At 75.0% G+C, this 20122-nt stretch carries 17 protein-coding genes; 3 read left to right on the forward strand and 14 right to left on the reverse strand.

Annotation, left to right across the window (positions count from 1 at the left end; all coding sequences use genetic code 11):
• Window positions 1-133 precede the first annotated feature (133 nt).
• The 3 genes from ACZ3J7_RS15500 to ACZ3J7_RS15510 form a co-directional block, all read right to left on the reverse strand.
• Complete coding sequence (locus ACZ3J7_RS15500) at window positions 134-1153, reverse strand: LLM class flavin-dependent oxidoreductase (RefSeq protein WP_465620855.1); 1020 nt, start codon at window positions 1151-1153, stop codon at window positions 134-136.
• A gap of 191 nt (window positions 1154-1344) precedes the next feature.
• Window positions 1345-2319 (reverse strand): GNAT family N-acetyltransferase, encoded by a 975-nt coding sequence (locus ACZ3J7_RS15505; protein ID WP_465620857.1) that lies wholly within the window; start codon window positions 2317-2319, stop codon window positions 1345-1347.
• Window positions 2320-2581: 262 nt separating this feature from the next.
• Complete coding sequence (locus tag ACZ3J7_RS15510) at window positions 2582-4018, reverse strand: dihydrolipoyl dehydrogenase family protein (protein WP_465620859.1); 1437 nt, start codon at window positions 4016-4018, stop codon at window positions 2582-2584.
• 165 nt (window positions 4019-4183) lie between these two features.
• On the opposite strand from ACZ3J7_RS15510, the gene ACZ3J7_RS15515 reads away from it, so the two are divergent.
• Both ACZ3J7_RS15515 and ACZ3J7_RS15520 read left to right on the forward strand, forming a co-directional pair.
• The gene (locus tag ACZ3J7_RS15515; RefSeq protein WP_465620861.1) at window positions 4184-4786 is read left to right on the forward strand and encodes a SigE family RNA polymerase sigma factor; all 603 of its coding nucleotides are present in this window, start codon (window positions 4184-4186) and stop codon (window positions 4784-4786) included.
• A complete protein-coding gene (locus ACZ3J7_RS15520) occupies window positions 4773-5990 on the forward strand; it encodes a hypothetical protein (RefSeq protein ID WP_465620863.1) in 1218 nt (405 codons plus the stop codon). Before ACZ3J7_RS15515 ends, ACZ3J7_RS15520 begins: the two co-directional genes overlap by 14 nt.
• Window positions 5991-6051: 61 nt before the next feature.
• Here the strand turns inward: ACZ3J7_RS15520 and ACZ3J7_RS15525 are convergent, their stop codons facing one another.
• The 11 genes from ACZ3J7_RS15525 to ACZ3J7_RS15575 all read right to left on the reverse strand — a co-directional run bounded on the left by ACZ3J7_RS15525 (window position 6052) and on the right by ACZ3J7_RS15575 (window position 18936).
• Window positions 6052-6603 carry a YceI family protein gene (locus ACZ3J7_RS15525; protein WP_465620865.1) on the reverse strand — a complete coding sequence of 184 codons (552 nt, stop codon included), beginning with the start codon at window positions 6601-6603 and terminating at the stop codon, window positions 6052-6054.
• A gap of 149 nt (window positions 6604-6752) precedes the next feature.
• Window positions 6753-7640 carry a phosphate ABC transporter ATP-binding protein gene (locus ACZ3J7_RS15530; RefSeq protein WP_465620867.1) on the reverse strand — a complete coding sequence of 296 codons (888 nt, stop codon included), beginning with the start codon at window positions 7638-7640 and terminating at the stop codon, window positions 6753-6755.
• A 34-nt stretch (window positions 7641-7674) separates the two neighbouring features.
• A complete protein-coding gene (locus ACZ3J7_RS15535; RefSeq protein WP_465620869.1) occupies window positions 7675-8592 on the reverse strand; it encodes a sortase in 918 nt (305 codons plus the stop codon).
• A 97-nt stretch (window positions 8593-8689) separates the two neighbouring features.
• Window positions 8690-10450 carry a substrate-binding domain-containing protein gene (locus ACZ3J7_RS15540; protein ID WP_465620870.1) on the reverse strand — a complete coding sequence of 587 codons (1761 nt, stop codon included), beginning with the start codon at window positions 10448-10450 and terminating at the stop codon, window positions 8690-8692.
• Between the two features lie 47 nt (window positions 10451-10497).
• Window positions 10498-11736 carry a phosphate ABC transporter permease PstA gene (pstA, locus tag ACZ3J7_RS15545; protein WP_465620872.1) on the reverse strand — a complete coding sequence of 413 codons (1239 nt, stop codon included), beginning with the start codon at window positions 11734-11736 and terminating at the stop codon, window positions 10498-10500.
• A 13-nt stretch (window positions 11737-11749) separates the two neighbouring features.
• A complete protein-coding gene (gene pstC / locus ACZ3J7_RS15550; protein ID WP_465620874.1) occupies window positions 11750-12766 on the reverse strand; it encodes a phosphate ABC transporter permease subunit PstC in 1017 nt (338 codons plus the stop codon).
• A gap of 93 nt (window positions 12767-12859) precedes the next feature.
• Complete coding sequence (locus ACZ3J7_RS15555) at window positions 12860-15364, reverse strand: hypothetical protein (RefSeq protein ID WP_465620876.1); 2505 nt, start codon at window positions 15362-15364, stop codon at window positions 12860-12862.
• A gap of 365 nt (window positions 15365-15729) precedes the next feature.
• Window positions 15730-16314, reverse strand: coding sequence for a hypothetical protein (locus ACZ3J7_RS15560; protein WP_465620878.1), 585 nt, complete (start codon window positions 16312-16314; stop codon window positions 15730-15732).
• 223 nt (window positions 16315-16537) lie between these two features.
• A complete protein-coding gene (locus ACZ3J7_RS15565; RefSeq protein ID WP_465620880.1) occupies window positions 16538-17557 on the reverse strand; it encodes a PstS family phosphate ABC transporter substrate-binding protein in 1020 nt (339 codons plus the stop codon).
• Between the two features lie 528 nt (window positions 17558-18085).
• Window positions 18086-18499 (reverse strand): hypothetical protein, encoded by a 414-nt coding sequence (locus ACZ3J7_RS15570; protein ID WP_465620882.1) that lies wholly within the window; start codon window positions 18497-18499, stop codon window positions 18086-18088.
• The gene (locus ACZ3J7_RS15575; RefSeq protein ID WP_465620884.1) at window positions 18496-18936 is read right to left on the reverse strand and encodes a DUF1508 domain-containing protein; all 441 of its coding nucleotides are present in this window, start codon (window positions 18934-18936) and stop codon (window positions 18496-18498) included. Before ACZ3J7_RS15575 ends, ACZ3J7_RS15570 begins: the two co-directional genes overlap by 4 nt.
• 319 nt (window positions 18937-19255) lie before the next feature.
• Here ACZ3J7_RS15575 and ACZ3J7_RS15580 point away from each other — a divergent pair, with 319 nt between their 5' ends.
• Window positions 19256-20056, forward strand: coding sequence for an SDR family NAD(P)-dependent oxidoreductase (locus tag ACZ3J7_RS15580; protein ID WP_465620886.1), 801 nt, complete (start codon window positions 19256-19258; stop codon window positions 20054-20056).
• Window positions 20057-20122: the final 66 nt, after the last annotated feature.

Consider the following 20122-nt stretch of genomic DNA (forward strand, 5'->3'; position numbering starts at 1 on the left):
GATGTTCCAGTCGCACAAGGCGACGTTGACCCGGGAGAGCCAATCAACCGGCAATGCCGCAGGTCAAACAACCTCGGGGGAGGTTCCCCACAACCACTGGTTGTCCCGGGTGGGCGGGCGGGTGCGGGTGCGGTCAGTGCGCCGGGCGCCAGCCGAGCAGGGGGCCGAGGCGGGTCGCGAGGTCGGTGAGGATCTGGACGTAGTCCTCCGGGGCGAAGGTGAACGGGAGGGCGAAGGCGACCTCGTCGGTCTCGCGGAAGGCCGGGTGGGCGTAGAGCCGTTCGGCGAGCTGCTCGCTGGTGCCGACCAGGTCGGGGGCGAAGAGGAGGCGGCCCGGGCCCTGGGGGGTGCGGGTGCGGGGGAGGCGGGATTCGGCGTAGGCCAGGTACTTGGCGCGCTGTTCGGGGGTGGCGCTGTCGGTGGGGACGACGACGAGGCCGTGCGAGACGCGCGCCTTCTCCCCGGCGGGGTGGGCGGCGCGGAAGGCGCGGATCAGGCCGAGCTGGTTGGCGGCGAAGTCCTCGCCCTCCTCGGCGCGGACGACGCTGCTGGTGAGCAGGTTCAGGCCGTGCTCGCCGGCCCAGCGGACCGAGCGCAGGCTGCCGCCGCCGTACCAGACCCGGGCGGCCAGGCCGGGGACGTGGGGTTGGACGTGGTCGGAGTAGGCCTCGATGCCCTCGGTGCCGTGGAAGGTGCTGGCGGGCCGGCCGGCCAGCAGGTCGAGGAGGCGCTGGACCCGGGTGTAGGTGAAGTCCTCCCGGTCGGCGGTGTCGGGGTAGAGCGCGTCCTTCACGTCCTCGAAGTGGATCGGCGTGCCGACGCTGACGCCGGGGTTGAGCCGGCCGCCGGAGAGGACGTCGACGGTGGCGAGGTCCTCGGCGTAGCGGAGCGGGTTCTCCCAGCCGAGCGGGGTGACGGCGGTGCCGAGGGCGATCCGGCGGGTGCGCTGGGTGGCGGCGGCGAGGACGGTCAGCGGGGAGGAGATGCCGTACTGGAGGTGGCGGTGGCGGAGCCAGGCGCTGTCGAAGCCGAGCTGTTCGCCGAGTTCGATCAGTCGCAGGGTGGCTTCGTGGCCGCCGGCCGGGTCGTGTTCGTCGAACAGGCCGATGGTCAGGAATCCCAGCGAGCGCAGCGGGCGGTCGGGGGTGGGCACCGGGGTCCTCCTCGGGTCGTCCGGTCTCCGGCCGGGCGGTGGCCGGAGTGCCGCCACGGTCACACACCCGGGCCGGGATGATCAACGGTCGGCCGGGATTGTGACGTGGCGTCACGCTGCCGCAACACCGGGGCCGGGGCATCCCTTCCCCGAGGGCCTCCCCCGGCGCCGGGCGGGCGGCCGGGCGGCCGTCAGGGTGTCGGTGGTTCGGCGGGTTCGGAGGGTTCGGCGGCGAGGACCAGGCGGCGGGCGGTGGTGCGGTAGCCGACGCGTTCGAAGGCGGCGGCCATCGGGGTGTTGTCCAGGTCGGTGTCGGCGCCGACGTGGGCGGCGTCGGTCTCGGCGGCCAGGATGCGGGTGGTCTCGGCGAGGATCTCCTCGGCGTGGCCGCGGCCCCGGTGTTCGGGCAGGACGCCGAGGTAGCCGACCACGGGGGAGGCGGAGTTGCGGGAGGGGACGGCGAAGCCGACCGTCTCGCCGTCGGGGGTGTGGGCGGTGCGCCACCAGGCGCGTTCGCCGGGCATGCGGTCCCGGTAGAGGGCGACGTCGGCCCGGGCCTGGGCCTCGGCGCCGAGGTGGGCGGCGGCGGTGCGGGAGGTGGCGTCGAGGGTGCCGGTCAGGACGCGGCGGAACAGGTCGACGAAGACCTCGTCGTCCGGTTCGGGGCGGAAGCGCAGGCGACCGGTGGGGGCGGGGAGGCCCGCGCTCGGCGTCCACGCGTAGCGCAGCCGTTCCAGGCCCGCGGTGAGGCCGGCCCGGCGGGCGGCCTCCCGGCGCCAGGCGACGGCGGCGCGGGTGTCGGGGCGGTCGTGCCAGTCGCCGGGGAGGAGGAGGTGGTAGGCGGGGGCGTGGCCGTACGCGGCGTGGGCGGCGGTGAGCAGGTCGGCGGCCAGCGCGGTGCGCCCGGCGGTGGGGCGGACGGCGGCGGAGACCAGCAGCGCGTCGAGCGCGGCCGGTTCGGCGTCCGCCGGGCCGCCCCACCAGACGGCGAGCGCGAGCGGCGCGGCGCCGGGGGCGTCCTGGGCGATCCACGTCCGCCCCGGGCGGTACTCGCCGGTGGCGAGCCGGGCGGTGTACGCCTCGGGCGTCAGGGTGCCGGCGGGATCGGTGACGAGCAGCGGGAGGAGGCCGTCGAGGTCGGCCTCGACGGTGGGGCGGAGGATCACGGCGTCTCCGGGGTGGGGCGGGCGGGTACCGGAGGCGCGGCCCGCTCCCCTACCGCGCGGACGGCGGGACGGCGGGGGAGGTCGGGCGCGCCGGTGGCGGGGTGGGCATCACGACCTCCTCTCCTGCGCGGCGCGGAACGGCACCGGAACGACCCGGCGCCGCCAGGGTAGGGCCCCGCCGAATCCGCCCGCAACGGATTTTCCGCCCACCGCTCCCCCGCCCCGGGGGCGGGGGCGGGGACGCCCCGCCCCTGGGCCCGGGTCAGCCCCGGTAGGCCTCCAGCAGCCGCAGCCAGACCTCGCTGATCGTGGGGTAGGCGGGGACGGCGTGCCAGAGCCGGGCGAGCGGCACCTCCCCGGCGACGGCGACGGTCGCGGAGTGCAGCAGTTCGGCGACGCCGGGCCCGGCGAAGGTGACGCCGACCAGGACCTCCCGGTCGAGGTCGACGACGGCCCGGGCCCGGCCGCGGTAGCCGTCGGCGTACAGGGCGGCGCCGGAGACGGCGCCGAGGTCGTAGTCGACGGCGCGCACCCGCAGTCCGGCGTCCCGGGCCTCGCGCAGGGTGCGGCCGACGGCGGCGACCTCGGGGTCGGCGAAGACCACCTGCGGGACGGCGGCGTGGTCGGCGGTGGCGACGGAGCGGCCCCAGGGGGCGAGGTCGAGCGGGCGGCCGGCGGCGCGGTCGGCGATGGCGGCGCCGAAGATCCGGCCCTGGTACTTGCCCTGGTGGGTGAGGAGCGCGCGGTGGTTGACGTCGCCCGCCGCGTACAGCCAGCCGGCCGGGACGGCGGTGGCGCGGCCGGTGTCGTCGGTGTCGATCCAGCCGCCGGGTTCGAGTCCGACGGTGTCGAGGCCGAGGTCGGCGGTGGCGGGGCGGCGGCCGGTGGCGAACAGGGCCTCGTCGGCGGGGAGTCGGGTGCCGTCGGCGAGGTCGAGCAGCAGGGTGCCGTCCGGTTCGCGGCGCAGGGCGGTGACCGAGACGCCGAGGCGGACGTCGACGCCGGCCGCGCGCAGGCCGTCCGAGACGAGCTGTCCGGCGAACTCCTCGGTGCGGTCGAGCAGTCGGTCGCCGCGCACCAGCAGGGTGACCTCGCTGCCGAGGGCGCGCCAGGCGGTGGCCATCTCGACGGCGACGACGCCGCCGCCGACCACCGCGAGCCGGCCGGGCACGGCCCGCGCGGAGGTGGCCTCGCGGCTGGTCCAGACCCGGGCGTCGGCCAGACCGGGCAGGTCGGGGAGGGCGGCGCGGGTGCCGGTGCACACGGCGACGGCGTGCCGGGCGGTGAGGACGCGCCGTCCGCCGTCGGGGGTGTCGACGGCGACCCGGCGTTCGCCGTCCAGCCGTCCGTGGCCACGGACCAGGTCGATGCCGGCCGAGGCCAGCCACTCCACCTGCCCGTCGTCGTGCCAGTGCGAGGCGAAGGCGTCGCGGCGCGCCAGCACGGCGGCGGCGTCCAGCCGCCCGCCGCCGACGGCCTCCCGGGCGCCGGCCACCCGGCGGGCGTCGGCGAGCGCGGCGACCGGGCGCAGCAACGCCTTGCTGGGCATGCAGGCCCAGTAGGAGCACTCGCCGCCGACGAGTTCGCTCTCGACCAGGGCCACGCTCAGCCCGCCGGCGTGCGCCCGGTCGGCGAGGTTCTCCCCGGTCGGTCCGCCGCCGATCACCACCAGGTCGTAGACGTCGCCTTCCGCGCCCATCCGCGTCCACCCGCCCTCTCCGTCCGCCGGGCGTCCCGTGACGCCCGGTCGAGGTCCCATCGTGCCGCACGGACTCCCCCGGACGGCTCAGGACGGCCCCGGGCGTCGGGCGGGCGGGCGGGCGGGGGGTGTCACGTACCGTCGGGTCCGATGCGTTACCAGGGCATGGATCACTCAACGAACCGGGCGGGGCCGGAGAGCCCGGGGTCGACGCGGGCGCCGGAGTTCGAGGAGTTCGTGGCGGGCCGGGAACGGCACCTGCTGCGGACGGCGTTCCTGCTGACCGGTGGGGACGGGCATTTGGCGGAGGACCTGGTGCAGGAGGCGCTGGGGCGGGTCTTCCTGAAGTGGCGGCGGGTCTCCCGGCTGGAGAACCCGAGCGGGTACGCGCAGGCCGTGCTGGTGAACACCTTCCTGTCGTACCGGCGGCGGCGTTCGAGCACCGAGCGGGTCACCGACGTGCTGCCGGAGACCGGCGTGGACGATCCGGACCCGGCGCTGCGGCTGACGCTGCTGCGGGCGCTGGCGGGACTGTCGCCGGCCGACCGGGCGGTGCTGGTGCTGCGGTTCTGGGAGGACCGCAGCGTGGAGGAGACCGCCGGGCTGCTGCGGATCGGGGACGGCGCGGTGCGCACCCGGACCAGGCGGGCGCTGGTGCGGTTGCGGGCGGTGCTCGGCACCGACCTGGACGCCCTGGTGGGCCGCTCGGCGGCCCGGGCGGGTTCCGACGAGGACGAGAAGGCGGGGTCGCGGCATGCCCACCACTGACGACGAGTTGACGGCGCTGCTCTCCCGGGCGCTGGACGGGGCGGCGACGGGGGCGCCCGAGCCGGTGCACGGCCGGCTGGCGGCGGGCGCCCGCCGGGCGGGCCTGCGGCGGCAGCGGCGGCACCGGGCGGCGCTGACGGGGGCGCTGGCGGCCGTGCTGGTGGCGGGCGCGGCGGGTTTCGCGGCGTTCGGGGACCGGCCGTCCCGGGGGCCTGCCGGTCCGGGCCCGCGGATGACGGACCAGCGCTTCGCCGAGTTGGTCGGCGAGTTGCTGCCGCCCGGTACCGTCAGCGGGCTGGTGCCGAGCGGCCTGAAGTCCGACCCGCACGAGATCGGGGCGGCGCTGACCTTCGACGACGGCGCCGGGGCGAGCGTCCTCACGGTCAAGGTGCAGTACAGCGGCGTCCCGGTCGAGGCGATCACCTGCATGGACGCGTTCCAGACGCCGACGGACTCCTGCGACCGGGTGCTCCGGCCGGACGGATCGGTGCTGATCGTCGACAAGCTGCGCAGCGCGCACGTCGACAACGGCCAGGAGTGGCGCGGCGTCTGGGCGGCGCCGGACGGCCGGCTGGTGACCGTGATCGAGCACAACGGCGAGCCGAGCCGGCCGAACCGCCGGCAGCCGCCGCTCACCGACGCCCAGTTGGGCGCGATGGCGAGCTCGCCCCGGTGGGCGGAGGTGTTCGCCGCGCTGACGCCGGTGCCGCTGCCTTCGCCCAGCGCGCCGACCGGGTCCGCCCCGGGCACCGCCCCCGTCGTGTCGGCGGAGCGGTTGCTGGACCGGCTGACCGCGCTGCTCCCGGAGGGCACGGCCGTGGACGGCCGCGACCCGTCGCACACCAGGCTGGCCCTGGTGGCGGCCGGGCGGCGCAGCTCGCTGACGGTGACGTACGAGCCGCCCTCGCCGCGCGGGCTGGAGGAGCTGGCCGGGCTGGCGCAGAGCCCGCCGATGCCGCTGGAGGTGCGCGAGCCGCTCCCGGGCGGCGCCGGCGGGGTCGTGGTGGTCAACGCCTTCGGCGACGGCAAGACCGCGACCCACCCGCTGCTGCACTGGACGGTGACCGTCCACTACCCGGACGGCGCGCGGCTGGTGCTGAACGAGTGGAACGGCGAGCAGTCCTACGAGACGCGGACGGGCGAGCCCGCGCTCGACCTGGCCGCGCTGAAGGCGATCGCCCTGTCGCCCGCCTGGCGGTCCTGAACGCGGCGGCGGCCGCCCCCGGCACACCTACCGGGGGCGGCCGCCGCCGTGGGCCGCGCCGTCAGCCCTGCTTGATCGCGGAGACGTCGAACTCCAGCACGACCTTGTCGCCGACCAGCACGCCGCCGCCCTCCAGCGCGGCGTTCCAGGTGACGCCGAACTCCTTGCGGCTGATGGTGACCGAGCCCTCCAGGCCGACCCGCAGGTTGCCGTAGGGGTCGACGGCGTTGCCGGTGTACTCGAAGTCGATGGTGACCGGCTTGGTGGTGTCCTTGATGGTGAGGTCGCCGGTGACCCGGTAGTCGGTGTCGGACTTCTGCTCGACCCGGGTGGTGCGGAAGGTGATGTCGGGGAAGTTCGGCGCGTCCAGGAAGTCGTTGGTGCGCAGGTGCTGGTCGCGCTGCTCGACGCCGGTGTCGATGCTCTCGGTCCTGATCACCACCTGGCCGCCGGACTTGGCCGGGTCGGCGCCGTCCAGGTGCGCGGTGCCCTCGAACTGGTGGAAGGCGCCGCGCACCTTGGTGACCATGGCGTGGCGGGCGACGAATCCGATCCGGGTGTGGGTCGGGTCGAGGACGTAGTCCCCGGTGAGCTCGGGCAGGCTGGCGGTCATGGTCTGCGCTCTCTCCTCGTGGCGGCACGCGTGCGGGTGCGGTACGGGTGCGGGGCCGGGATGGCCGGTCCCCCGCCCACGCTAGGCGCTGCGCCCGCGCGCGTCGGCCGTGACACGCGGTGACCCGTGGTGACCCGTGGTCAGGAGGGTCAGCCGAAGCGGCCGTTGACGTAGTCGGCGGTGCGCTGGTCGGCGGGGTCGGTGAAGAGCCGCTCGGTGGGGCCGGACTCGACGATCCGGCCGGGGGTGTCGTGGGTGGCGAGGAAGAACGCGCAGGACTGGGAGACGCGTTGGGCCTGCTGCATGTTGTGGGTGACGATGACGATGGTGACCCGGTGGCGCAGTTCGGCGATGGTCTCCTCGATCCGGCGGGTGGAGGTCGGGTCGAGGGCGGAGCAGGGTTCGTCCATCAGCAGGATCTCCGGGGAGACCGCGAGCGAGCGGGCGATGCACAGGCGCTGCTGCTGGCCGCCGGAGAGGGCGCCGCCGGGGGTGCCGAGGCGGCTGCTGACCTCGTCCCACAGGCCGGCCCGGCGCAGGCTGGACTCGACCAGGTGGTCGCGTTCCTCCCGGGTGGCCTTGATCCCGGCCAGTTTGAGGCCGCTGACCACGTTGTCGTACAGCGACATGGCGGGGAACGGGTTGGGGCGCTGGAAGACCATGCCGATCCGGCGGCGGACCTCGGCGGGGCGGCGGCCGGGGGCGTAGACGTCCTCGCCCTCCAGCAGGACCTCGCCGGCCAGGGCGGCGCCGCGCACCATCTCGTGCATCCGGTTGAGGATCCGCAGGTAGGTGGACTTGCCGCAGCCGGACGGGCCGATCAGCGCGGTGATCTCGCCGGCCCGCATGGCGAAGGAGACCCGTTCCAGGACCTTGCGCCGGCCGAACCAGGCGGTGACGTCCCGGGTCTCCAGGCCGGAGAGGGCGCGCTCCGGCTCCGGGGGGAGCGCCGGGACGGGCGGCAGCGGGACGGTGGGCGGGTCGTCCTGCGCTCCGGCGTGCTGCACGGGGAAGGGGGGCGGGGCGGTCTCGGTCATCGGCGGGCGGTCCTTTCCCAGGAGCCGGAGCGGTTCAGTAGACGTTGGGGAGCAGGGCGGCGGCGTTCTCGTACACCGACCAGAGCAGGGCGGCGGCCACCGGCGCGAAGCACAGGTAGGCGGCGGAGCGGCGCCAGCGGCGGGCGGTGAGGACGGCCGCGACGACGGCCAGCAGCAGGGCCAGCGACCAGAGTTGGAGCGCGGGCAGGGCGCCCTTGTCGGCGGCCAGCACCTTGTCGGTGGCGGTGGCGGCGGGCCGCCTGGCGCCGGCCGGTTCGGGGTCGCCGTCGAGCCGGGCGCCGACCAGGACGGTGCTGGTGGGGATCCAGTCGGAGTCGCCGGTGACCAGGACCAGCCGGTTGGGGGCGGGGTCCTTGATCGGGTGCTCGCCGTCGCCGCGGGTGTTGACGGTGTAGTGGAAGCTGCCCTGGCCGGTGGTGACGTCGATCCGGTCGCCGACCCGGAGCCGGCCGAGGTCGGCGAACGGGGCGCCGAACGCGGTGGAGCGGCCGAACAGGACGGCCACGCCGGGCTGTCCGGGCAGGACGGTGTCGCGCCGGTGGCCGGGGCCGCGCATCAGGTCGCGGCCGGTGGTGCCCTCGACCACGACGACCTGGTGCAGGCCGAGCGCGGGGACGTCGAGGACGGCCAGCGGCGCGCCGTCCTCGGTCGGGCCGGTCGGCGCGGTGGCGTTGGCGAGCCGGTCGCGCAGGGTGGCGTAGGCGGTGGACTGGTGCCGGGCCTCCTGCAGGCCGGACAGGCCGAGCAGGTAGCCGGCGAAGCCGAGCAGCAGCACGGCGGCCAGCGTCGCCGCCCGGGCGGCGACCAGCAGCGGGCGCGGCGGCGGGGCGGCCGGGTCCGGGGCGGTGGCCGGGGCCTCCGGGTCCGGTCGCGGGGCCGGCGGGGCGTCGGCCGGCGCGGTGGCCGGCCGTTCCAGGGCGGGCGCGGTCATCTGCTGCTCTCCTCGGGTGCGCCGACGGTGGCGACGACAGCGGTGGCGGTGGCGGCGCCAGCGGTGGTGGCGGCCGGGGCGGGGGGCGGGGCGGGGTTCACCGGCTGCCCGCCGTCCGGTCGCCCGGCGTCCGGTCGCGGCGGCGCCACCAGGCGGCCAGCAGCGGCGGGACGGTGACCACGCCGAGCAGTTCGACGGCGGTGAGCGAGGAGAGCAGCCAGTCCTGCGGGCGGCCGCCGAGCGCCACCACCTGGGCGGGTGCGGCTCCCCCGCCGCCCGCACCGGCGCCGCCGGAGCCGGAGTCGAGCAGTTCGCCGGTCTGCGGGTCGACCACCGGCTGGGCGCCGTCGCCGGTGGCCGCGGCGCCGGTGCCGTCCGGGCCGCCGGTGCCGGTCGCGCCGCCGGCACCCGAACCGCCCCCGCCCGAACCGCCGGAGCCGGAGCCGCCGTTGCCGCCGCCGCCCGAGCCCGAACCGCCGCCGCTGCCGGAGCCGGAGCCGGAGCCCGAACCGGCCTTGACCGGCTGGCCGTTCTGCACGGTGCAGTTCAGCGGGCTGCCGGCCTTGTCGCACGGGGAGGGCTGCGGCGCGTTCTTCAGCACGGTCAGCTCACCGGAGGAACTGAACGTCGGGTTGGGGCAGTTGGTGAGCGTGTTCGGGTCGACGGGGCTGGCGTTGCCGGGGATGTGCTGGGTCTGCAGCAGTCCGCCGCGCACCAGGTTGCGCGGGATCGGCGAGTACCCGAGCTCGTCCGCCTCGCCCTGTCCGGCGCACAGCACGTACGCGAGGTAGCGGCTGAGCGCGTTGCCCTTGGTGTCGTTGAAGCGGGGCGCCACCGGCAGGGCGGCGCCGGCCCTCGGCACGATCAGGTAGCTGTAGGAGGAGATCGGGTAGGAGCGGGCGTCGTTGTTGCTGTAGACGGCGTCGAGGTTCTGCTGCAGGTAGTCCGGGTCGTTGGGCGAGGTGTCGTCGTCGACGCCGCGGATCCTGGCGGCGGTCAGCGCCACCGCGACGTTGGAGGCGGTCGGCAGGGTGTAGTAGCCGGCCGGGTTGAGCACCTTGACGACCGGCCAGTTGCTGCGCTTGGCGAACGCGTACTCGTCGTAGCCGATCGCGCCGATGCCGGTCGGCGACTGGACGTAGCCGGCCACCACGTCGGAGCCGTTCTGCGCGGTCATCCGGCCGGACGGCGGGAAGAACTCGGTGTAGTCGCCGCAGCTGACGCCGTTGACCCTGGTGCAGTACGCCTCCCACTCGGCCTTGTGGGTGTGCTGCATCCAGCGGGTGAACTGGGCGGTGGCGCCGGAGCCGTCGGAGCGCACCACGGGGGTGATCGGGATCTTCGGCAGCGCCCTGCCGTAGTCGGCGGTGATCTTCGGGTCGTCCCAGGAGGTGATCCGGTTGGTGAAGATGCCGACGATGGTGTCCGGCGACAGCCGCAGGTCGGTGATCTTCTTGCCGCCGAGTTCCAGGTGGTACATCAGCGCGGTGCCGCCGGCCGTGATCGGCACGTACGAGTAGCCGTACTGCGGGTTCTCCGCGCCGCCGAGGCCGGTGTTCTGCTTGGTCGGGTCGACGCCGCTGTCGTTCTTGCTGCGGAACGGCACGTCGGAGGCGGTGAAGTCGTCCTGTCCGGCCGCCCACTGGACCCGGCCGGCCGCGGAGCCGACCGGGTTGAAGTCGATCTCGATGCCCATCGGGCCGACGTCGCGCCGCCACTGGTCGATCGCCGGGCCGGCCCAGCTGGAGCCGTCGGCGTTCAGCGAGGTCGCGGCGTGCGCGGGGGTCGCGCCGAGCAGCGCGGTGGGCAGGGCCAGCGCGGCGGTGAGCAGCGCCGAGGCCAGGTGGCGGAGTCGCACGGGACGGGTCTTCCTTCTCTGCCGGCGCGGGGCGCCGTTCGGCCGGGTCATCGGGTCTCCACCGCCCACGCGGCCGCGGCCGGGGCGGGCGCGGGCACGGGCACGGGCTGTGCGGTCTTGGCGGTGCGGGCCCGGCGCGGCGGGCGGCGGGTGGGCCGGTCGGCGGCGGTGCGCCGGCGGCCGAGCACGCGGGCGGTGACGAACAGCACCAGCACCACGGCCATCAGGGTCAGCGCGCCCGCGAACGCCCGGGCGACCATGTCGGGGTAGGGCTGCTTGACGTAGTTCCAGATGTACAGCGGCAGGCTGGCCTGGTTGCCGTGCAGCGGGTCGAGGTTCATCCGGGCGGTGAAGCCGGCGGTGAGCAGCACCGGGGAGGTCTCGCCGACGCCCCGGGCCATGCCGAGCACCACGGCGGTGGTCAGGCCGGGCCGGGCGGTGGGCAGCACGACGTGCCACACGGTGCGCCACTGGCTGGCGCCGAGCGCGTAGGAGGCCTCCTTGAGGGTGCCGGGGACGAGCCGGACGACCACCTCGGCGGCGCGGGTGACGATCGGCGTCATCATCACGGTCAGGGCGAGCGAGGCGGCCAGGCCGCTCTTCTCGGCGCCCAGGGTGAGGATGACCACGCCGAGCACGAACAGGCCGGCCACGATGGACGGCAGCGCGGTCATCGCCTCGACCAGCACCCGGACCGGCTTGACGATCCGGGCGCCGCGCCGGGTGCCGCCGGCCTCGACCAGGAAGACGGCGGTCAGCACGCCGAGCGGCACCGAGAACAGGGTGGCCAGGCCGAGCTGTTCGAGCGAGCCGACCACGGCGTGCAGGCAGCCGCCGGAGGTGATCGGTGACAGCGGGGCGGTGCTGCGCATGGTCTCGGTGAAGAAGTTCCAGTGCCGGGCGGCGTCGAAGCCGCGCAGCGCGACGTAGCCGATCTGCTCGACGATGACGGCGACCACCAGCAGTCCCGAGCTCCAGGCGACGGCGGTGGCGAGGCGTTCGCGGACGGTCAGGGCGTCCCACTGGAGCCGGCCGGTGAGGGCGTAGAGCGCCAGGAACAGCAGGTACCAGCAGAGCAGGAAGCCGAACGCGCCGCTGAACGGCAGCACCCGCTCGTACAGCAGCCAGTCGAGGGCGAGCGAGCCGGCGCCCGCGCCGAGCATGGTGAGGACTTCCTCGCGGGTGGTGCCGCCGAGCTTGATCCGGCGCTGCTCGGGCAGGTCGGCGGCGGTGTCGGGCAGGTCGTCGGCGGGGAGGGGGGCGGCGGGCAGGGGGGCGGGGTGCATCGGGGTCCTCCGGTCAGTCCGAGGTCGAGGCGCCGGACCGGGACCGGCTGATGACGAACCCGGCGGCCACGTTGACCAGCAGGGTGAGGGCGAACAGCACCAGTCCGGCGGCCATCAGCGCGGACAGCGACAGGCCGTTGGACTCGCTGAAGCGCAGCGCGATCAGCGCGGAGATCGAGCCGCCGCCGTTCTCCAGGACGTGCCAGGCGAGCCGGAACACCGGCGAGATGATCAGCGCGACGGCGATGGTCTCGCCCATCGCGCGGCCGAAGCCGAGCATCACGGCGCCGATCACGCCGCCGCGCCCGAACGGCAGCACGACGGTGCGCACCATGCCCCAGCGGGTCGAGCCGAGCGCGTAGGCGCCCTCCCGCTCGCCGGCCGGGGCCTGCGAGAACACCTCGCGGCTGAGCGAGGTGATGATCGGGATGATCATCAGCGAGACCACGGTGCCCGCGATGAACGTCGAGGAGGTGTACGAGGTGGGGGTGTCGCCGGTGCGCACCTCCAGGAACGGCAGCGCCCCGCCGAGGTGGTTGGCCAGCCAGCGGGAGGTGCCGACGAACCTGGGCTGCAGGAAGAACAGGCCCCACAGCCCGTACACGATGCTGGGGATCGCGGCCATCAGGTCGACCAGCGAGATCAGCGTCGGGCGCAGCCGGACGGGCGCGTACTCGGAGATGAACAGCGCGGCGGTGAGCGCGACCGGGACGGCGATGCACAGCGCGATGACGGCGATCAGGATGCCGTTGGGCAGCACGGCGGCGATGCCGAAGGTGTGCGCGGCGGTGCGCCAGTTCCGTTCGGTGAGGAAGGACCAGCCGACGGCGTCCAGCGCCTCGGCGCCGCGCATCAGCAGGAAGAAGGCGATCAGGCCCATCAGCACGAACACCGAGAGTCCGGCGGTGCGCAGCACGCCGCGGAAGGCCCGGTCGGCGGGCGGGGCGGGGGCGCTGATCGGGCGGGGCCGGTCGGGGTCGGGCGTCGGCGGGGGGACGCGGGTGTCCGTCGGCTGGACGGCGGCTGTCATGGTGTCCACTTCTCGGCGCGGTGAGGGTTCCTGGGCGGGGGCGGCGGTGGTCGCCGGACGGGCGCGCGGGGCGCCCGTCCGGCGGGGGCGGGGTCAGCCTCGGCGGAGCAGCCGGGACCAGAGCCGTCCGGCGCCTCGGCGGAGGTCCGCGCCGGCGGCGGTGCCGCCGAGGAACAGCGCGGCGGGGCCGCCGACCAGCAGGACGGCGCCGGTGGCGAGGATGACGGGCAGCAGCAGCCGGGCCGTCCCGGCCCGGTCGGCCGCGGCCTGTCCGACCGGGGCGGCGGCGAGGCCGGGCGAGGGGGCGGCGCTCGGCCCGCCGGTGGCGGAGGCCGCGGCGGCGGGCGCGGCGAGCGCGCCGGTGCCGCCCGCGGCGGTGGTGTCGCCGCCGGTGGAGCCGCCGTCGCCGAAGGTGCCGCCGGTGCCGGTGCCTCCGGTGGTGCCGGAGCCGGTGGAGCCGGTGGAGCCGCCGCCGGTGGTGCCGCCGTCGCCGCCGGTGTCGGCGGGCTTCTCGGGCTTGCTGCCGTCCTGCGCGGCGACGTGGTCGGCGGCGGACTTCGCCTGGGCGAGCTGGGGCTTGGTCAGGCCGGCGAAGCCGGCGGCGAGCCGGCCCGGCTCCTGGCCGTAGACCTGGCCCTTGCCGGTGACGCCGCCGACGAACCGGCTGACCGCGGCGGCCTTGGCCTGGTTGAGGCCGTCGGTGGGCAGCATGGCGTACTGCACCATGGTCAGCGGGTACGCCTTCGGGTCCTTGGCGTAGGCGGAGTCCTCGTCGTCGTAGGGCAGGCTCTGGGTGCCGGTGGCCTCGTCGAACGGCATGTCGCGGGCGGCGGCCTGGATCGAGGCGATCGTCGGGGTGGTGAACGCACCGGCCGGGTTGGGCAGTTCGGCTTCGGGCAGGGCCATCGCCTGGGCGTTGCCGCTGTCCATGACCGCGAACAGGGCGCGCTTGCCGGTGCTCGGGGCGAAGCACTTGTCGTGCTGGCCGTTGGCGTTGACGTAGGGCAACTGGCAGGACAGCTGGTTCTGCAGGGTCATCCGGAGCACCTGGCCGAGGCCGCCGAGCACCGGGTTCCACTCGTACTGCTTGTGGTTGTTCTGGCCGGTGTAGTCGAGGGTCTGGAACGCGTCGACCGGGTAGCCGGCGAAGCCGGGCTTCAGGAACTTGGTGTTGACGCGGGTGCCCCACGGGTCGGGGGAGCCCTGCAGGAACTGCGCGGCGTCGGGGTCGGCGGCGATCCACTCGGTGAGCCGGTGCACCAGGTCGGTGGTGCCGCCGACCACGACCGGTTCGGTGGTGGCCGCGTTGCCGCACTCGGGCCAGGTGACGCCGGCCGCGACGTCCGCGTTGAGCCTGCGGAACTCCGGGTCGTCGAACATGCAGATCGGGTTGCCGCGGACGGTGTCGGTGTCGTCGTCGTTGTAGTGCCGGTACGTCTGGGTGAGCATCTTGGCCAGCAGCCGCTGGTTCAGCCGCAGTCGGCGGACCTGCTGCCGGGTGGCGCCGTCGTCGACCACGTAGACCACCGAGACGGCCCCGTTGGCGAGCGGCGCGTAGACGTACGGGCGGGTCGGCGGGTCGGTGCTGGGCAGTGAGGTCAGCGCGACGTCCGCGCCGGAGCGGCGCAGGAAGGCGCCGCGGGCCTGCGGTTCGCCGTTGCCGACGCTGTACTGCACGCGCAGCGGGTCGCTCTCCAGGCAGCCGCCGGTGCGCCACTGCTGCATGGCGCGGTCGGCCATCTCCAGGCCGATCGCGGAGAAGGCGGCGTCGCCGGCGGCGCAGGAGTCGGGGGTCGGCGCGAACTCCAGCGGAATGGTGACGTGCCGCTTCCAGGCGCAGGACTCGCCGGGCATCAGGCCGTTGGGCTTCTGCAGGAAGGAGCCGTCGGTGGCGGTGTTGAAGAAGTCGCCGTCCATGTCGATCGAGTGGTCGTCGCAGTTGACGACCAGGTCGGGGAAGCTGTTGGCGCCGAGCGAGTCGCCGCCGTAGTTCGGCTCGACCACCAGCGAGCACGCGTGGGTGCTGTCGCAGTGCAGGCCCTGGCTCTGCTGGGCGGTCCAGAGCTCGATGTCGGCCTCGCCGGTGCCGTCCGGGCGGGTCGCCGCGATCGCCATGTTGGACGGGAACTCGGGCGCGGAGCCGGCCTCCGGCTGCGGCTGGAGGAAGCCCAGCGAGCGGTCACCGCCGTACAGGGTGGAGCCGTAGCAGTCGGTGACGTCCGGGTCGTCGCCCCGGCACTGGTAGATCCGGACGGCGTAGAAGGCGTCCTTGATCAGCGGCTGGACGAACTGGACGGGCTGGCCGTAGAAGTCGACGGTCGGCGTGAAGCCGGTCCAACTGACGTGCACCACCTGGTTCCTGAGGTCGCTGACCTGCGAGACGGTGACGGTGCCCTTCGGCCCGTCCGTCCAGGTGGCCGGGTCGAACCGGGCCGGGCCCTCGACGGTCCTGCTCCCCGCCGCCGACGCGGGCTGCACGCCCGGCCCGCCGAGCGGCAGGAACACGACGGCGGCGGCCAGCGTCCAGGCCAGCACGGCCGCCAGGTAGGTCCTGAGCGGACGCGATCCGGCTCTCGGCCCTGACGGGCGGATTCTCATCGGCGCAGCACCTCCGGCGACGGCGCGCCGGAGCGGGCACGCACGGGTGACAAGGGAGCGGGGCGACCGTTCGACGGCCCCGACGGTATTCGGCCAGTCGCGTCTGACCGAACCCTGTCCGTCAGGTGTACGAGACCCCAATTGGTGCTCGAATCAAGGGATCTGGTGGTCCGTCAGGAACCTCCGCACCCCGACCGGAACCGTGCGGGCGGCACGCCTGCGCACCGGGGGGACGGGAGGGGCGGACGAGACGGGCGGGGCGGACGCGTCCCGGGACGCCCGTACCGCCCGACCGGTGACCGGTCGGGCGGTACGGGGTGCGGCACGGGACGCGAGACGCGGTGCGCGGCGGCGCGGTGCGCGGGTCAGGAGGCGGGCGTGTAGGCCACGTTGAAGGTGCCGACGCTCTGGCCCGCGACGAAGAAGTCGGTGCGCAGCTTGGTGTTCAGGTACTGGGCCCCCGCAGCGTCCAGCACCAGCGCGTCCGAGCTCAGGTTCTGGGTGGTGCCGGTGGAGGTGAAGACGTTGTCGCCGGCCGGGTCGAACAGCGCGACCGGGGTGGTGGAGCCGTCCGGCACCGCGTTCACCGTCCAGTCGTCGAAGGAGAACGACAGCTGGTGGAAGGTGACCGCGCGGCCGGTCTTCGCGTCGACGAACAGCAGGCCGCCGCCGAGCGCGACGTGGCCGAAGAAGTCGCGGATGCTGCCGGTGCCGTCGGTCACCGGGAAGCTCGCCGACAGGCCGCTGGCCGCGTCGTAGCCCGCGGTGGCGGTGGGCAGCGGGACGGCCACGATGCCGGCCTGGGCGGCCTGCTGGAAGAACGCGTTGCTCTCGTGGATCACCGCGCTGCCGGCCACCGGGGCGGCGGAGGCGGCGGTGGCGGAGGCGGCGGTGGCGGTGAGCGCGAGGCCGGCGGCCGCAGCGGCGATCCGGACGGTGAGACGGGACATCGTTGCTCCTTCGGGCGGGTTACCTGGTGCGCGGTCGTGCGCGGTGCGTGCTGCTGGGTCCTGCGGGTCGCTCGGTACTGCGCGTTTCCCAGTACTGAGTGCCGTTCAGTACTGCGTGCCGCGTGCCGGGTACGGACCGGGCCGCCGCCCGTCCCGGCGGCTGGTGCTGCGGGACGGGCGGCGGGTGGTGCGGGTGCTGCGGCGGGTCCCCGGAGGGGTCGCGTCAGCTGGCCAGGCCGCAGGCGGCGGCGGGCAGGTTCAGGTAGCCGTAGTTGGTGATGGCGGCGCGGCCGGGGGTGGAGCAGATGTAGCCGGTGGGGCCGAAGATCGCGCGCAGCGCGGTGCTCTGGGTGGTCGCCGGGCTGGCGTTCCACTCGCCGGCGCGGACCACGTTGTTGAGCACGCGGCCGTAGGTCGGGTTGGCGAAGGCGGCGTTCAGGGTGCCGGACGCGGTCAGCGGGGCGACACCGTTGATGTTGCGCAGGGTCAGGGTGCCCTTGTCGTCGGTGGCGGTGGTGTGGCCGTTGGCCTGGCCCACCCAGTGGCCGACGGAGTACGGGAAGATGACGTTCGGGTTCTGCAGTGCGAAGTCGGTGCCCTCGTTCTCCTCCGGGCCGGTGACGACGCAGGAGCCCAGGGTCGGGTTGCCGATGGCGCCCAGGAAGAAGGAGCGGGTGCCGGAGCTCAGCTGGGGCAGGTAGGGCTTGATGGTGCCGGCGGAGCCGCCGAAGTTCGACCAGTCGGTCTTGCCGGCCTTGCAGGAGTAGATGTCGTTGAGGTCCTGGGTGGTCAGGTTCGCCGGGGCGGGGCCGCCGGCCTGGGCCGACCAGGTCACCGCGTCCTTGGCGAACGCGACGAACAGGATGGTGGACGGGTCGGTGGCGTTGCGGCCGCGGGAGGAGCGGGCGAAGTCCAGGGTGGCGCTGGTGTTGGCGGTGAGCACCGAGATGCCGGCACCGGAGCCGTTCGGGCGGTTGATGGTGGCCGCGCCGGTCTTCGGGGTGATGGTGGCGGAGCCGGTCGCGTCCCAGCTGTACAGGTGCGGCGTGGTGGCCGGGATGGTCGCGTTGTAGTCGCTGGAGAGCTGGTTGAGCAGAGCCTGCGTGGTGTCCGAGCCCGCACCGACGATGTCCTGGGCGGCGGGGGTGACGGTCGGGTCGGCCATCGCCGGGGCGGCGACGGTCGCGAGGGCGGCGGTGGTCATCGCGAGGGCCGCAAACGCCTTGGCAGCGGTGTGACGCATGGTCCTGTTCCTCCATCAAGGAAAGTCCTAGCTGGACCGGTCCTGGCGGGGACCGGTACCGGAGAGCTCCGCGGCTTCCCGGCGGAGCGATCCTCGCCGCGCCCCCCTGCTCCCCGGAAGCACCGGCCGCCTCCCCCGCCCCGGCCGCCACCGTCCCGCCGCGACGCCGAAACCCCTGGTCAGCGCGGGAGTCGACCGGTCGTCGACTACGGGCTCCGCCCCGCGCGCGTTATTCTCCAGGTGTGCTCACGGGGTCACCCCGGCCATCTCCGCTTCACTCCCGCCGCACCACTCGCGCACCGGTCGTGCGCGCCGGCGCGCGCGACCACCTGACGCTCCGCCGGTTCCTGCCGGGTCGGTGCCGACCGCCGTCGCGGCACGCCGCCTGGTCGCTCGACGCTCGACGCTCCGGCGGAGCGGGGGAGTTCACGATACGTGCCCGGCCCCGGAAACGCCGGAGCGCCCCACCGCGGCGGAAGGCGGCAGGGCGCGTGCGGAGCGTGGCCGGACAGGGAGAGTCGAGTCGGGCTACCAGGCGGCCGGGAGGGCCGGGCCGCCGCTCAGCCGGCGCAGCCGCTGGACGTGGTCGGCGCCCTGCAGGAAGGCGGTGACGCTCTGTCGGCACTGGTCGCGGCGCAGGTAGCCGCGGGCGCTGCGGGCGATCGCCTCGCCGCCGCCCGCGCCGGCCCGGGTGGTGCGGGCCGGGAGGTACGCCGTCCAGACCCAGAGGCGGTCCTCGCGCTGGCTGAGGACGAACCGCAGGGCGGCCCGTTCGGCCAGCAACTCCCCTATTCCAGCGGCGAGTTCGCGGTCACTGCGGTAGGCGCGGACGGCCGCGGCGAGCCGTCGGCCGTTGGCGGCGACCAGCGACCAGCCGACCCGTCCGTCCGCCGCGCGCACCGGCACCAGCCGGGGGCCCCGGCCGGCCTCCGGGGTGCTCACGACCCGACACCGGATCCGGCGCCGGCGGCGAGGGGTGCGCCGTCCCCGCCCTCCCCGTCCCCGTCACCCTCCCTGCCCCCGCCCCCGTCACCGGCGGCCGGGGTCGCGGCCTCGGACATCCGGGCCACCAGTGCCATGAACCGCCGGAACGCGTTCTGGCAGGTCGCGTAACGCTCGTACGCCCGGCTCGACTTGACCAGTGGGTTGCCGCGCGGTCCGGGGACCACCCAGGTCCAACCGAGTCCGTCGCGGACGTGGGTGATCCGCGCCACCAGCGCCGGCCCCAGCGCGACCAGCTCCGCGAACGCCCGTTCGGCGTCGGCGGACGACTCGTGGACGGAGGAGGACACCGCCACCACCCGCCCGTTCATCGCCTTGAGCTGCCACTGGAACCGCCCGTTCGGCGCCCGCTCCGTGAACAGGCCCTCCCCGCGCACCGCGCTCCCCCCGGATCGTCCGCCGGGTCGCGGCCGTTCTCCGGCCGCGCCCCCGGGCATCCTGCCGGCCCGCGTGGACCGCGAACCGGACGCACATCGTCACGCCGCGAACGCTATGTGTGCACGGAGGACGTCCGGAAGTGGAATCCCTCCCACACCGACGCTGTTCGCCGCGAAGTTCTCCCTTGTTAATGCGGGGCGCGGTTCACCCCGGCATTGCCCGCCCTTTGCCCCCGGCACTCGAATATGCATCATGCACATCTTGTGTACTATGCATATGGACGGGGGGTCGACCAGGAACCACGGAAGGACCCGCACCATGGAACGCCTCAAGGACAAGGTCGCGGTGATCACCGGCGCCGGCAGCGGCATCGGCCGCGCCGCCGCCCGACTGATGGCCGCTCAGGGCGCCCTGGTGGTCGCCGCCGACTACGACGGCGCGGCCGCCGAGGAGACCGCCCGGCTGGCCGAGGCGGCCGGCCGGCCCGCCCTGCCGGTCACCGTCGACGTCACCGACCAGGAGTCGCTGGAGGAGCTGTTCACCACCGCCGTCCGCGAGTTCGGCACCCTCGACGTGCTGTGCAACCACGTCGGCGGCACCGACCCGCGCCGCGACCTGGACCTGCTCCGGATGGACTTCGAGGAGTTCGACCGGGCGGTCGCCCGCAACGTCCGCTCCACCCTGATCGGCACCCGACTGGCCCTGCCGCACCTGATCCGGGCCGGCGGCGGGTCCGTCGTCAACACCGCCTCGGTCGCCGCGCTGGTCGGCGACGTCACGCAGACCGCGTACGGCGCGGTCAAGGCCGCGGTGGTCAGCATCACCAAGTCCGTCGCCGTCCAGTACGGCCCGCAGGGCGTGCGCTGCAACGCGATCGCCCCGGGCGCCGTCCTCACCCCGGCGCTGCGCGACAACCTCCCGCAGTCGGTGATCGACGCGCTGCAGGCCGGCAACGCCCTCCCCTACCTCGGCGAACCCGAGGACATCGCCCACGCCATGGTCTTCCTCGCCTCCGACGAGTCCCGCTACCTCACCGGCCAACTCCTCGTCGTGGACGGCGGGATGACCATGCAGTCCTCCGCCGCCCCCGGCCGCCGCGCGATGCTCCCGCCCGCCTGACCGCCCCGGGCCGCCACGCCGCGCCCGCACCGACGGGAGGCGACCGGCTCCGCCCTCCAGCGGGCG

This window comes from Kitasatospora sp. NPDC015121, from assembly GCF_055562955.1.